Raw genomic sequence first — 13,958 nt, 5'->3', positions numbered from 1 at the left:
TTCTTAATTTAATCTAAAACGTGTCCGATCGAATTTTTATTTTTAGCCGACTCTCTCAACGATCCCCGGAAAGTTTTCGATCGAGCCAAATCTGAGCAAATCTCAAGGCCAAACAAAACCCCCTACTCAAATAAATTAATATATTATCCCCTGCTGATAATTAATAACTCTTATTGATGGTTAGGATCGCGAATTAAATAATTTACACTCTTGAAAGTGGGATGGGCGTCCCGCCCGCCCTTTCTGGACGGGCGGGACGCCCATCCCACAAGAACCATCACGCATTCTAAGTTATTTAATTCTCATTCCTTATTGGATCAACTCTCGCACAAACTCAAACGCTTTTGGACGCAACTCGACCGGCAGCAGCGACAATCCCAAACCTGCCCACATTTTCGCCGCAGAAACAGACTTTCCCGCCCGCACCATCAGGCGTCCTTTTGCAGTTTCACCCACCTCAATCAGTCGCAAACCTAGCGCTAATTGAGTTTCGGCAATCCTTTTGAGCCTGACTGTTTCCAACTTTTCCGACTCAAACTCGTAGCCGGTCAAATAGCGCAATTTATCATTCAAATACGGAATTGCCCGATCGACTCCTTGCTGTCCTGCATGAACTCGATACTCCATCAACAGCTCCGGCAAGTAATAGCATTTTTTGCCTGCAATCGCAAGTCTCACAAACAAATCGTTATCTTCGCAATTTTGCAAATTCGGCCGCAGAAATCCGACTTCTTCCAGCGCGCGGCGCCGAAACAAAGTCGCCCCTATTTGCAAACTTTGTCTGAGAAAAACAGCAGATAGCAAATCTTCAATAATTCCAGCCGACAACTCGGTGCGCCCCCACCGCTGCGAATTGAGTTTCGTCTGGTTTTCGTCTATATAATTGTTAATGTCGATCACCCAGTGATCGGTACTGACAAAATCGATGCTGGGGTCTTTATCTAAAATAGCCGATGTCCGCTCTAGAAATTGCGCGCTGAGGCGATCGTCATCGTCAAACTTGATAAAATATTTGCCTCTTGCAGCAGCAAAGCCCGATCGCATATTATTACTCTTGCCGATATTCTGCGGGTGGCGAATGTAGCGAATCCCGCGATGGCGTCCCGCCCCGCAAGCTACGACAAATTCCGACATCAACAAAGGAGTGCTGTCAGTAGAACCATCATCACAGATAATTAATTCAAAATCTGTATAAGTTTGATCTAGCACGCTGGCGATCGCACAAGCCAGCAGATGCACTCGATTGTAAGTAGGAATGCAAACGCTAATTTTAGGCACTAACTTAGACAATTTTAGATTTTAGATTTTAGATTTTAGATTGCTCAAAAGTGACTAAGCTGTTGTGCATCTAATTTGACAGTCAATTTTTCTACAATTATTATTGTGGAACGGGCATCCTGCCCGTCTCTGGATTCAATTTAAATGCGTAGCAGCTTACAATTTGGTATTAACACTTTTGGGCCCAAGAAAATTAATTTTAACTCAAACGAGCCGTACATTCGAGAATTAACTTTTGATTCACCAAAGCAAACGGTTGAATTTCCAAAGCGCGACGAAAAGCTTGAATAGCATTTAGGTATTCTCCCAACGCAGCGTAGCACAAACCCAGACCGTGCAACGCCCCAAAATGCACCGGGTTCAGTTTGAGGACAATTTCGCAGTCGTCGATCGACTTTTTATAATTTCCTTGAGTATAGTGAAGTACGGCGCGTCGGTTCCAAGCTTCCGCAAAATCCGGCGCTTCCGCAATCAATTTCGTCAGCAAATCCAAAGCGTGGTGAACATCGCCTGCATCCAGCGAAACTTGCGCTCGCCTGAGAATTTGCATCCCATAGTCACCTTTCTGGTTAAACCAAGTGTGCCAGAGTTCAGTAGTTGCCCGATCGCGAACACTTTCGTCGGACTTTTTCAAGTCTTCCAGCAGCGCCTTAAGAGATAATTCGTCCATAGGTGCGAAGATTGTTAAAAAAAAACGTTTTATCAATCAATTTTATCGCGCAAGCGGCAAATTTATTTATCTCACATCTTGCACCATTCTCGCTTAACAGGCTTTTCGGCCTGTTCCACAAGAAAATTCACTCTTTGTGGAACAGGCCGAAAAGCCTGTTCCTAAACAAGTAATTGAGAATGGTGCAACATCTCAGTTTATCTCACATCCCATGAAGATTTTGATGCTTTCCTCAACTTTTCCCTATCCGCCCAGCCGCGGAGGAACTCAGGTAAGGACGTTTAATTTATTACAATACTTGAGCCGGCGGCATGAGGTAATTCTCGGCACTGTACGATCGCCCGATGTCACCGACGCACAAATCGACACATTGCGCCAGCAAGTCACAGAATTAGCAGTTTTTCCCAACCCGCGATTACCCCCCCAACCCCCCCTTGTCAAGGGGGGGCTAAGACTCCACCAGGAGACTGAGGAAGGATTCTTACCTCCCCCCCTTAACAAGGGGGGGACTGAGGGGGGGTTATTTCCTGCCCTTAACCAGGGGCTTGAGGAGGGCTTCTTGCCTCCCCCCCTTAACAAGGGGGGGACTGAGGGGGGGTTCTCTGAAATAATAGGAAAATTCCACAGATTCAGTCGATTTTTGCAGTCGGGAACACCTCCAAACGTACTCTCAAGCTACTCCCAAGCAATGCAGAATTGGGCAGACGAATTGGTAACAGCAGGCAAATGCGATACTGTCACCTGCGAGCACAGCGTTAACGAGATTTACGTGCGTCCCGAATGGCGGCAAAAACTGCTGACAGTAGCAAACATTCACAGTTCCGTTTGGGGAACTTGCAGGGAAATGTTAGCAACCGGCACCTCGGAAAAACCCCTGCGCGATCGACTAAATTTACCGCTACTCGCCCGCTACGAAAAACGCTACTGTTCCAAATTCTCCCGCATTGTTGCGACAACATCCACAGACAGAGAGCAACTCCTCGAATTACTGTTGCCTTCGGTACAGGTGCGAGGAAAACAAGATTTTTTTGTACCTCCCATAGATGTAATTCCTAACGGCGTGGATTTAACTCAATTTCCGTATCGGTCGATCGATCCGGGAGGACATACCTTAATTTTTGCAGGCGCAATGAACAATTTGCCCAATATTGACGCAGCGCGGTTTCTCAGTTTGCAAATAATGCCGCCTTTGCAGCAGCGCTATCCCGATGCTACCCTCACCTTAGTCGGGGCTTCGCCAGTCCCGGAAGTGCTCGCCTTGGGGAAACTTCCCGGAATTCAAGTAGTAGGTCGGGTGCAAAGGGTGGCAGAATATTTGCATCAAGCTGCTGTTTGTGTGGTGCCGATGCGGATTGGTTTTGGGATTAAAAATAAAACTTTGGAGGCGATGGCTGCGGGAACTCCCGTGGTTGCTAGCGATCGAGGTTTGGAGGGTTTAGCCGTCGATGGCGGCGCACAACCGAGAAGGGCCTTGCGGGCGAACAAAGTTCAGGAGTATGTTGAGGCGATCGCCAGTTTGTTTGAAAATCAGCAGCTAAGACAGGAGCTCTCTGTCAACGCGCGATCGCTCGTTGAAAGCCAATACACTTGGGATATCATAGGTCGGCAGTACGATCGGCTATTGCAATTTTAAACTCTAAATTCTAAAATCTAAATTCTAAAATGGCATGATGGAACACAAAATTAACCCCTCAAAAAATCGAGCCAAACCCCCAGAAAATCCCAAAGTTGCTCCTCCCCCCACAAGACGCCGGCGCCAAACCCGACGCCCCAAAAATCTTCAAGAGTCCCCGCTTCCAATACCTACTCCCCGAACTCGCGCCAGATATCCCTGGAAAAGACTGATAGCTAATTTGACAGCCCTCAGCATCTTGGGTGGCTGTGCAGCTTTAATGGGAGGCGGCGCTTGGCTGAGTTATCAGCTCATCGTCGATCCCAATGGCAACAAGTTGATCTCTCAATTTGTGCCGGAATGGTCGCGCCTGCCTACAGGTAGCAGAGATTCGATCCAAACTCTCGATCAAATCAAAGCCAGCATCCGCAAATTGGGATTCGTAACCGGAGAACCCCTGTCGCTTCCCGTCGATCAATCCCGCGATAATTCTATTTCCGATTTGTTATTGCCGGTGATGGTAGAAAGAACTGTTAAGGCTTCTACTGTTTGCAAAAATCCTTGCCGTCAAATTGTCGAACTTCGGGTGTACAAGCGAGTGCAATTTCCCGATCGCAGTTCCGATAAAGAGCAGTATTTCCAACTAGCAAGTTCTGTGAATGTAGAAGGCCCTGCGGAATCTTTTGTCATTGCTTCTTTAGCTGACTCTACATCTAACAATCAAGCCTCCAATCAGTCGCTACCCCTAACAGAACTGCGGCGATTTGACGGCAAGCCCCCCGCATCGGGCATTTGGTTTAATGTCAGCGGTCAACTAAAGCAGGGCGACAAGAAAATTCCCTACGGACAAGTCGTTCGCTACAACCCCAGCCAAAATCATTTAATGCCGCTGTTGGAGTGGGCGAGTGCGGCTGGACAACCGCCGAATTGGCAGCAAATTGTTAAGGGCGAAAACCCCCAGTTGGCGATCGACCAAACAGTTGGTTTAGAGCCGCAATTTACCCTTTATCAAATTGGCCCGCGCAAATTTTTGCCCAACCCAGTTCAGTTAACCGCTATTTCTTTAGAAGAATTTGCCTTCAATGACGAGACTTACAAAAATGGGCTGCGACTGGCGAAAAGCGGGCTGTGGTCTCCAGCATTAAATGTTATGCGTGTGGCGAAGGGGAAAGCCGGCAAAAATTGGCCCGCAGTCGCGCAAGCTCAGCTAGAAACGATCGAATTTCACGCTAAAATTACTCGGGCGCAGGCGATCGCATCTTGGGCCAGTCCCGGTCAACAAGTTCTCGCAGAATTGATCGACGGCCGCTGGACTGAAGCTTTGCAAGTATTTGAAGCCGATCCGAGCAACTCTCACGAAATAGCCACAACCCTCAAAAATGACAGCGGGCGGATCTGGAACCGCATCGACGCCGCCTTGAGAGTGAATGCCGCTGACGCCGATGTCAAGGCTTGGGGCGCCCTGATTGTAGCTTCTCAAGACGGCACTCGCGAAGCGATGAATTGGCTCGACCAGCAATCAGATACTGACAGCGAAACAAGAACTCGAATTCGGAATTTGGTCAACAAACTTCAGGAAGCAGTTTCTCAGGCGGAAAGTTTAGAAGACCACAAAAGTCAAATTATGGGTTCTGCTACTTTAATTAACAGTGTCAATCCCGCTGAGTGGCTGGAACCAGAACCGAACAATGAGTTAAAATTGGCAGGAGAACAAGTTTGGTATCAGGTGCAGGTAGCAAGTTTTTACGACGGTAGCCGCTGGGTTAATTCACCATTTTCTGATGTAGAAGTGAGTTCTTTTCCTGCTACTCAAGTCAAGTGGCTCTGGGGGCGGCTAGGATTACAGGCTGACCCCAAGATTAAGATTGAGGTAGCGATGGCTAACGGTCAACAAAGAGTTGCTGTGGGAACGGTGAAAGCAGTGCAGATTCAAGACGGAAGTCTGCGCTTGCTGGCGGCGGTTGACAAGCGATCGTAATCTGGCAGAAAGCCTTCGGCAGATAGAACAGTCCCGGAGGCACTCTTGATATTATGTCCGGTCGATTACCCATAATACGGTAGGGGCTCCCCTCACGAAAAATATCTGCCAATAAATGACAATCTCAAAAACCCGCCCTTTTAATCGCGGTCACTCGATCGGACATGATATGACACAAAGAAACCGGGTTTTTTTACCATTTCTGCCGATCGCAACAGAAGTATTTTCTTGACATCCTCCCCGGCGTGAACGAACGGGGATTCCAAGAATCACTTCTTGGGCTTCCTCTTTCTACGACTCCGCTTACTTGAAGGAGTTTCCTCACTCAAGCAGAGGTCGATGTCTCCAGAGGCGTTAAGGGTTCCCGTGTGTCCCACGGTACGCAATCCAAGTTCCAGTATGTTTCGAGCCGCGTTCCAATCACGGTCTAAGACAAAACCACAGTGAGGACACTGGTGAGTTCTCTGACTTAGTGATTTCTTTGCCACCTTCCCACAACTAGAGCAGTTCTGGCTGGTGTAGTGAGGAGGTACTGCAACAGTCACCACCCCAAATACTTTACCGAAGTATTCTACCCAGTTCCTAAAAGCTTTCCAAGCCGCATCTGATATCGACTTGGAGAGTTTTTTGTTTTTAACCATGTTCTTCACCTGCAAGTCTTCATAGGCTACCAAGTCGTTGGACTGGACTACGCACCTTGCCAATTTCACAGCAAAGTCTTTACGCTGCCTACTTACCTTGAGGTGTTTTCTACTCAGGCGGTTCCTCGCCTTGGCTCTATTCTTAGAGCCTTTCTGGGTTCTCGAAAGTCTACGATTAAGCCGCTTAAGCGCCTTCTCAGACTTTCTCAGATGGCGTGGATTCTCAACGGAATCTCCGTCAGAGTCCGTATAAAAATGGGCTAACCCTACGTCTAAGCCAATAGTCTTCCCGGTTGGCTCTCGCTTCTGGGTTCGTTCAGTATCAATACAGAATTGGACATAGTACCCGTCAGCTCGACGGACTACTCGTACCCGCTTGATTTGATTCAACTGATAGAAATGCAGGTCACGGGATCCCCACAGCTTAAAACTTCCTGCTTTGAAGCCATCGCTGAAGTTAATACTTCTTCTGTCTTCTGAAAGCTTCCACCCACAGGTCTTGTATTCAACAGAACCGTGTGTCTCATGCTTCTTGAAGCGAGGAAATCCTTTCTTTCCGGGCTTTCCCTTCTTGCAATTGTTGTAGAACCGAGCGATAGATGACCAGGCTCTTTCAGCAGAGGCTTGTCGTGCCATTGAGTTGAGCTTGTTTGCCCAAGGGAATTCTTTGGCAAGAATTGCACAATAGGCAGTTAATTCGTAGCGCCCAGTTCCTTTGTTGTCCATCCAGTATCTGATACAGCTATTACGAATGAAACGAGCGGTACGAATGGCTTCGTCTAGCGGCTCGTACTGCTCGTTCTTTCCTTCTAACTTGGCTTCAAATACCAGCATTTACGTTGTTGAACTGAATATAAAAACTCTACCACAGTTCCAACAGAATAAAAAGCCGTCCTAGAAGGACGGGGCTTTAGACCCAGTTCTTTGGTAAAAAAACCCGGCTTCCTTCCACCTGTACGTCCAAAACTCGGAAAAAGGAAAATTCTTTCTCTTGCCCCTCCCGTAACTCGGACAACAATGCAGACAAAAATTTTGTTAATTTAATTAATTAACACAAGTTGCACACAAAAAACCCAGAGCTCTCAAATCGCGCCCTTTTTAGAGAGTGCTGCAATCATCTGCCGTTTGACTGCTTTAGCCCAAAGCTCAAACTCCAAACTGTTGATATTGTTAATTTTCACTTCCTCAACAGGCTGAGTTGGGGCTTCTTTCTGTGCTGTAGTCTCCATTGTTTTTTCCCTCGTCAAGAAATATAATTAGTTGATCACAAACGGTGAGCATCATACATCTATTTTATGAACTAAATTCCTGGAATTAATTACACTAAAGGCAGAGATTTGCTCCATAAAATGCAGTAAATACATCTAGATAATGCAATTTACGAATTTAATGTGAGAAAACCCTACAACCATTGTTATATATAGGCTTTTCCTGACATTAAAATTTTACAATTTACATTGTATGGCACTATCCAACCAATGCTTATGTTAGTAAACTTATTTTTAAATGAATGTATTGGCATATACAGCAGAAAATAATTTTATTGAATTCACAGAGTGCCGTAAAGTCGATCGCCCGCATCTCCCAATCCCGGTACAATATACCCGTGCTCGTCCAAACACTCGTCAACAGCAGCCGTATAAATCTGCACGTCAGGGTGTTGTTCGTGAAAGTGCCCCACTCCCTCCGGCGCCGCCAGCAAGCACAAAAATTTAATAGACTTCGGATTAACTTCTTTCAGCCTATCCACTGCCGCCACTGCTGAATTACCAGTAGCCAGCATCGGATCGACAATTAAAACATCTCGCTGTTCGATATCCTGGGGAACTTTGAAATAATATTCGATCGCCATCCGAGTTGTCGGATCGCGGTACAAACCAATATGTCCTACCCTCGCAGACGGAATCAGCTCTAAAATACTATCTAACAGTCCCTGACCGGCGCGCATAATTGAAATAATAACAATTTTCTTTTCTGCAGCCAGCACCGGTGCATTCATTTTGGCGATCGGCGTTTCTATTTGTTCGTATTTTAGCGGCAAATCTCGCGTCACTTCATAAGCTAGCAGCAGTCCAATCTCTTTCAGCAGTTGGCGAAATTTCGCCGTACTCGTTTGAGTTTGGCGCATGAGAGTTAACTTGTGCTGTATCAAAGGATGGTCAATGACAGTAACTTTAGCACTCATTTTTTTGAACAATTAATTTGCTTTATTCTAACTTATCAGCCATCAACGCCTTCTTGACGAAAAAAAAAACAGGTTTTTACGGCCACTGCATCCAGGACTACTTATATCAAACCTGTATTGAAAACAGGAATACCGCGCGAATAAAATTCGCTTCTACACTTGCCTTTCTTCCGCGCAGCGCGACACTAAATATGCGAGGTTTGAAAATACACAAATATGTCATTATCTCGTTTCCTCTCCTTCCCGCGCTCTTCCTGGGAATGCAAATCCGGGGACAAAAGCCTCCCGACTGGTCTCGCCGCACTCAGTCCAAGCCTGTTATAGCAATCCTAAATCATTTGTGAATTTCTTACTCCCTCCCCTTGATAAGGGGAGGGTTGGGGTGGGGTAAAAAGTTTACGACTCCTGCAAGGATTGCCATAACACAGATCCGGAGTTTCGCACCGAAATCTTCCGGAACTTTTAGGAGCAGACATGAATCATAGAAAGTATCAGCAGAAAACCTATTTTTTCGATTAATTAACTAATTGAAAAAAACTGACTAGGAACTTCACATAAGGTCATAAGCTTGGCTGTAATGGCTTTTCATCTTTCCACATGAAAGCGGTTATATCCCCGTCTAAAAAACATTACCTAAATTCAGTTCCAATTTTTTAGGGTGCTCCTAACACACAACTTTACTTATGAAGTAAGGAGAACATCCATGAAGTTTGTAAAACTATTGCTAGCTACGGCATTAATGACTGCTTCTATCAGCCCCGCCTTGGCTAATCCTGCCGTTCAAATTTTAGGTGCAAGCTACGGCGGTAGCGGTTGCCCAGATCGCTCTGCCAGCGTCAGCGTCAGCCCAGACGGTCAAGAACTCACCATCCTATTTGACAAATTTGTAGCCCTGGGAAATGTCTCAGCAGAAAGCCGAAAAAGCTGCAATCTGAGCATTCCCATCAAAGTACCCCAAGGCTTCCAAATTTCTATCTACGATGCTGATTATCGCGGCTACGTGGCTCCTAAAACCACAGGCAACCTGCGAGCAGAATACTTTTTCGCTGGCACTCGCGGCCCAGTTTTTAATCGGAATCTCAGCGGCGAAACTAACTACAATGTTCGAGATAAGTTAGCCACTGTAGCTAATGTTTGGTCTCGCTGCGGCGACAGTGTAAATATGCGAGTAAATGCTGCAATGACAGCCCGCGGTGCCGGCATGGCAACCGTTGACTCCTTCGATTTGGCTCATCGCGGTTTAGTCGATCGCGTCAAATATCGCACTTGCCGCTAAGCAGCTTGTTGGGAGTGTAGTGTGAGGTATTGTTTTCAGGTTTGAATTTGGAATTTTGAATTTTAAGTTGGAAGAGGGAATAATTTTCCCTCTTCCTTCTTGCTTCTTCCCTCTTTCTTCTTCCCTCTTGCTTCTTCCCTCTTGCTTCTTCCCTCTTCTTGACATCCGTTACATCTGATATCTTGCACCATTGTCAGCAACAGGCAAGATGCCTGTTCCACAAGAAAATCTACTCTTTGTGGAACGGGCATCTTGCCCGTTCTTGAGAATGGTGCAAGATGTGAGTTACATCCGTTACATCCGTCGAGCGAATCCGTTGCCGAACTTCCCTTTTCCTTCTTCCTGACATCCGTTATATCCGTTACAGAATCCGTTGCCGAACTTCCTTCTTCCCTCTAAAACACAGTCCCGTCACTTTCAATCTGAATTGGCGGCACTCCACCAGGCCTCAATTCGCCCGCAATTTTCCGCCCCGCCGCCCAAGTTCCTCCTTGCAAAATCTTCACCAGCGGCAATTGTTCCGCACTCAAATGCAGCTTTTCTCGAATAGCAGCGGCAATTTTATCTAAAAGATTCACAGTCAGCGATCGCCATTCTACTATAACTTCCGAACCAGGCAAGTAACTCTGTGCAAAAATAGCCGAATCTTTTGGCTGCAGCAGCCCGATATCCAAACACAAACCGCCGTTGCGGTACTCCGGCAATCCCGTTAACTCATCCAATCCCGCGACTTCTAAACCAAGTTCTTGCAGCGGTTCCAACAGCGAATAAGTCAACCACTGCGAGAGTTTGTGAAACGGCACCAATTCATCTCCCAGATTTTCTCCTGTTAAAGCCGGATGCCGCCAAACATCGCCTAAATTAACACCACCAATTGCATATCTTCCCGGCCAAATTTCCCCAAAACCTGTCAAAATAGCGCTCAACACTTCAGAAGCCTTCACAGTGTTGACTTCAGAAACCCCACTGTTGAGCAAGTATGTTGCCAAATTGCCGGGACGCGGGTTTTCGCTGCCAAATAATAATGGATGCTGGCAAATCGCATTTCCCAAACGCTGCAATAATTCTAATCTGCCTGTTAAACCAACTAGCGGATTGTCTCGACTTACCTGAAATCCAGCAGCTAAGGTTTCTAGTTTTAATTGAGAAAGTCCCTGAGAATCAGCTTGCCAAGGAAAATTGGGATTGCTGGAAAAAACACCTTGACAAAACATCCGCAAGCTGGCTATTGCTAACCCTTCAGAACGGCGGTAAACCTGTCCGGTTTCGGATTCGCAATACTGCCAATCTGCACCAGCACCGGCATCAAGCAAAACGCTGACAATGGCTAAATCAAATTTGATCTTAGCTTGCTCTATGAGTGCAAATTCGGCTATTGCTGCATTCAATTCGGCGAGTCGCGACAGGTTGCCGGCTTCAAAATGTCGCCAGCGACTGTGAAAGGGAATGTTAAAATCGGGATATTGTTGGCGCGTGGTGTCAATTACATAATTTGCTGCTTTGTCGAGTTGGGATAAATCGACACGGAAGTAGCGAAGTTTGTCGTGGCTGGCTAAATCAAAAAGCCGATCGCACTTTTGACGAATAGCAGCCGGCGTTCTCAGATATTCTACAGTCTCAAGTTCACTATTGCCCAAGTTCATACTACCAAACAGCGGTAAACATCGTTTTCTTGAAAAAAGTCAAACTGACTGTAATCTAAAAGATTATCTAAAATCGCATTTTTATCGATTTTGATCAGCTTATATTCCCACTTAGACCCGCTGACTTCGCGTTTTATTTGATCGGAAACTATGACCGAATTTCTTTCTCTACCCGGACATACTATTTTACTTAAATCTTCCAGCCTGTCGGCTATGTGAATATCTTTTCCGTAAGTGCAAGACCTAAATATATATAAATTTCCCTTAGCAACTCCCACCGACAAGCCGCAAGGTATTTGATTGGCGTCAATAAAAAGTTTCCAATTCTCGCACAGACTTTCCATTGCCGCTAAGGCTGAGTGAGCTTCCGGGAAAGTCAACAAATGCGAATCGCCAACAATACTCCGAATTGTGCCGCCGTATTCTTCGCAAATTGTTTTTTCAAAAGTATCAAAGTTGGTGAGCAAATATTCCACATCTTTGATCGAATTAGATTCTTGATAGGCTATAAAACCTCTCAAATCTGCTTTAATTATTGCTTGATTCTTGATAATTCGCGTTTTGTAACTTTGGTCAACTTTGTAAACTTTTTCAGGTTCGCTCATCCCTTTCAAAGAAAACTCGTTAACAAAAGACGTTTGCACTTCTGCTTTGTTGAGCGCCAGCCATGCTGCTTGGGACAAATATATTTCATCCGGCGGAGTTACTGATTCTATACGCGCTGTTAAATTCACCGTATCGCCAAAGATATCTTTATCTTGATGCAAGACATCTCCTAATGTAATCGACACGCGAATAGCCAATCGTTCGTCGTTCGCCTTGCTAGATTGTTGCGCTCTCAATTCTTGCTGCATTTCTATGGCTGCTACCGCCGCTGCTGTGACGCTGGGAAAAATTATCCAAAATGAATCACCTTCCCCTTTAATCACGCTGCCTTCATTTCTGGCGCTAATATCTGAAACAAAAGTTTTATGCTCGTTTAACAAACTACTTAAGTCCGACTGAGATAATTTTTTGACTCTGGCGGTATATCCACAAATATCTGTTTTTACGATCACACTAGAACGCAAATTAGCCATAACCTACCCTGACTGATCAAAAACCAGCAATAATTTTATGTGGCCAAGACGCGATAGTTCGCGTCCGATCGCGTCTTAGCCCTCTCAATCTCCTAAATCGCGTCCGATCGCTTCTGCAAGAATTGTAGCATCTGGCACAGGGTCAGGCGTGTAGTAGCCGGCGGCTTTTTTGGCGACGATTTCGACTTGTGCGTCTGCAGGAATCCAATCTTCAGGAATGGGGATGCGATCGACCACCTGAATGCCAGAATTGATAATCGCATTGTATTTCATATCGCTCATAGAAACTAAACTGTCAATGCGAGAGATCCCCAACCAGTGCAGCACGTCTGGCATTAGTTCTTGAAACCGCATATCTTGAACTCCCGCAACACATTCAGTGCGCGTAAAATAGGCATCAGCGCGATCGCCACCTTCCTGCCGTTTTCTGGCATTGTACACCAAAAACTTAGTCACTTCCCCCAAAGCTCTCCCTTCCTTGCGGAAGTAAACTATTACCCCAGAACCGCCGGATTGTGCAGTTTGGATGCAAATTTCCATCCCGTGTACCAAATAAGGGCGACAAGTGCAGATATCCGAACTGAAGACATCAGAACCGTTGCATTCATCGTGTACCCGTACCGCCAACTGCTTATCTGTGTCAGAAATATTCCCGACATCGCCAATAATATAAACCGTAGTTCCGCCAATTGGTGGCAAGAAAACGTGTAAATCTGGCCGCGTCACTAAATCCGAGAACATTCCGCCTGTTTGCTCGAACAGGACACGGCGGAGAACGCTTTCTTGGGCGCCGATTCGCCTAGCAATTCCCGGCAAATACCACACCGGATCGATCGCAATTTTAGTTACTGCTAAATTGCCACCTGCTTTGACTATTTTGCCATCAATTTGCACCCGCCCCTTAGCAATGGCATCTTGCAATTCCGGCATATTAATGTGAGCTTTAGTGACAGCAATTGTCGGTCGAATATCGTATCCCTGCTGGAGAAATGAAGTATAAACTTCGCTAACCAAACCCCCAAAGGGATCGAGAGAAACAATCAAATTGCGATCGCCCCAACTCGGATGCGGCCCGATGTGTGCCGCCGGAGAGGTGTTGGTAAAATCGGGGCGGTGATCGGCTTGGAGTGCGCCGTTCGCAACTGCTAGCGCGCGATAAACAGAGTAGGAACCCGAATGAGTGCCGATCGCATTCCGGTGAGACGATTTGGTAAGGCTACCAATAACAGGCCCCCGTTTCAGCGGATCGATTTCTCCCCAGTGGATGGGATGAGGTTTTGTGCCGGATCTGTCGGGATGGGATGTTAAAACTATATGCTTGGGTTTAGACACAGTTGTTTTTGGCTCTTGCTATGGATGCTGCTGTTGGTTGTAAGCCGAATCGCAATCTGAAACAGTGATTCATCATACCAACCGTACACACCTCCCTGGTTGAAACAATCGCGCTACACACACACAAACCTTTCTCGGCTTGGGTTGCACGATAACAAGAGGTTTTCGTCGGATTTGATATAAGGATCGCCAATTAAATAACTTACAATTTTAATTGTTATTGTGGGATGGGCGTCGGGCCCGTCCTTTTTGGACGGGCCCGAC

The 13,958-nt window shown here is 46.2% G+C and carries 13 protein-coding genes; 4 read left to right on the top strand and 9 right to left on the bottom strand.

What is annotated here, in order from left to right; translation table 11 throughout:
• Nucleotides 1–309 precede the first annotated feature (309 nt).
• Nucleotides 310–1,278, bottom strand: coding sequence for a glycosyltransferase (locus QUB26_RS23765; RefSeq protein WP_333246748.1), 969 nt, complete (start codon nt 1,276–1,278; stop codon nt 310–312).
• 199 nt (nt 1,279–1,477) lie between these two features.
• Nucleotides 1,478–1,948: a tetratricopeptide repeat protein gene (locus QUB26_RS23760; protein WP_333055010.1), complete on the bottom strand. Its 471-nt coding sequence runs from the start codon at nt 1,946–1,948 to the stop codon at nt 1,478–1,480.
• A gap of 211 nt (nt 1,949–2,159) precedes the next feature.
• On the opposite strand from QUB26_RS23760, the gene QUB26_RS23755 reads away from it, so the two are divergent.
• Nucleotides 2,160–3,581, top strand: coding sequence for a glycosyltransferase family 4 protein (locus tag QUB26_RS23755; protein ID WP_333319990.1), 1,422 nt, complete (start codon nt 2,160–2,162; stop codon nt 3,579–3,581).
• A 34-nt stretch (nt 3,582–3,615) separates the two neighbouring features.
• Nucleotides 3,616–5,538, top strand: coding sequence for a hypothetical protein (locus QUB26_RS23750; RefSeq protein WP_333246745.1), 1,923 nt, complete (start codon nt 3,616–3,618; stop codon nt 5,536–5,538).
• Nucleotides 5,539–5,807: 269 nt separating this feature from the next.
• Here QUB26_RS23750 and QUB26_RS23745 read toward each other — a convergent pair whose 3' ends face one another.
• The 3 genes from QUB26_RS23745 to upp all read right to left on the bottom strand — a co-directional run bounded on the left by QUB26_RS23745 (nt 5,808) and on the right by upp (nt 8,364).
• Nucleotides 5,808–7,013, bottom strand: a complete 1,206-nt coding sequence (locus QUB26_RS23745; RefSeq protein WP_333319976.1) for a transposase — start codon at nt 7,011–7,013, stop codon at nt 5,808–5,810.
• A 248-nt stretch (nt 7,014–7,261) separates the two neighbouring features.
• A complete protein-coding gene (locus QUB26_RS23740; RefSeq protein WP_006635359.1) occupies nt 7,262–7,408 on the bottom strand; it encodes a hypothetical protein in 147 nt (48 codons plus the stop codon).
• Nucleotides 7,409–7,728: 320 nt separating this feature from the next.
• Nucleotides 7,729–8,364 (bottom strand): uracil phosphoribosyltransferase, encoded by a 636-nt coding sequence (gene upp / locus QUB26_RS23735; RefSeq protein ID WP_333319974.1) that lies wholly within the window; start codon nt 8,362–8,364, stop codon nt 7,729–7,731.
• 703 nt (nt 8,365–9,067) lie between these two features.
• Here upp and QUB26_RS23730 point away from each other — a divergent pair.
• The gene (locus QUB26_RS23730; RefSeq protein WP_333319972.1) at nt 9,068–9,640 is read left to right on the top strand and encodes a DUF4360 domain-containing protein; all 573 of its coding nucleotides are present in this window, start codon (nt 9,068–9,070) and stop codon (nt 9,638–9,640) included.
• Between the two features lie 62 nt (nt 9,641–9,702).
• On the opposite strand, the gene QUB26_RS23725 is transcribed toward QUB26_RS23730, so the two are convergent.
• Nucleotides 9,703–9,891, bottom strand: coding sequence for a hypothetical protein (locus QUB26_RS23725; RefSeq protein ID WP_333293175.1), 189 nt, complete (start codon nt 9,889–9,891; stop codon nt 9,703–9,705).
• Between the two features lies 1 nt (nt 9,892).
• Between QUB26_RS23725 and QUB26_RS23720 the strand changes: the two genes are divergently transcribed.
• Entirely contained in the window at nt 9,893–10,039 is a 147-nt protein-coding gene (locus tag QUB26_RS23720) for a hypothetical protein (RefSeq protein WP_333303045.1), read from the top strand.
• On the opposite strand, the gene QUB26_RS23715 is transcribed toward QUB26_RS23720, so the two are convergent.
• From QUB26_RS23715 to QUB26_RS23705, 3 genes are all read right to left on the bottom strand, one after another.
• Complete coding sequence (locus QUB26_RS23715) at nt 10,036–11,283, bottom strand: URC4/urg3 family protein (RefSeq protein WP_333246982.1); 1,248 nt, start codon at nt 11,281–11,283, stop codon at nt 10,036–10,038. The genes QUB26_RS23720 and QUB26_RS23715 overlap by 4 nt on opposite strands.
• Nucleotides 11,280–12,362 carry an adenylate/guanylate cyclase domain-containing protein gene (locus QUB26_RS23710; protein ID WP_333055017.1) on the bottom strand — a complete coding sequence of 361 codons (1,083 nt, stop codon included), beginning with the start codon at nt 12,360–12,362 and terminating at the stop codon, nt 11,280–11,282. The genes QUB26_RS23715 and QUB26_RS23710 overlap by 4 nt, the downstream gene beginning before the upstream one ends.
• 84 nt (nt 12,363–12,446) lie before the next feature.
• Entirely contained in the window at nt 12,447–13,694 is a 1,248-nt protein-coding gene (locus QUB26_RS23705; RefSeq protein ID WP_333246978.1) for a GTP cyclohydrolase II, read from the bottom strand.
• Between the last annotated feature and the right edge of the window lie 264 nt (nt 13,695–13,958).

Origin of the sequence: Microcoleus sp. B4-C1, assembly GCF_036705285.1 — a bacterium.
GTDB lineage: Bacteria > Cyanobacteriota > Cyanobacteriia > Cyanobacteriales > Microcoleaceae > Microcoleus.
The sequence above is the reverse complement of the archived record's forward strand: the minus strand, read 5'-3'. Positions and strand labels throughout refer to the sequence as shown.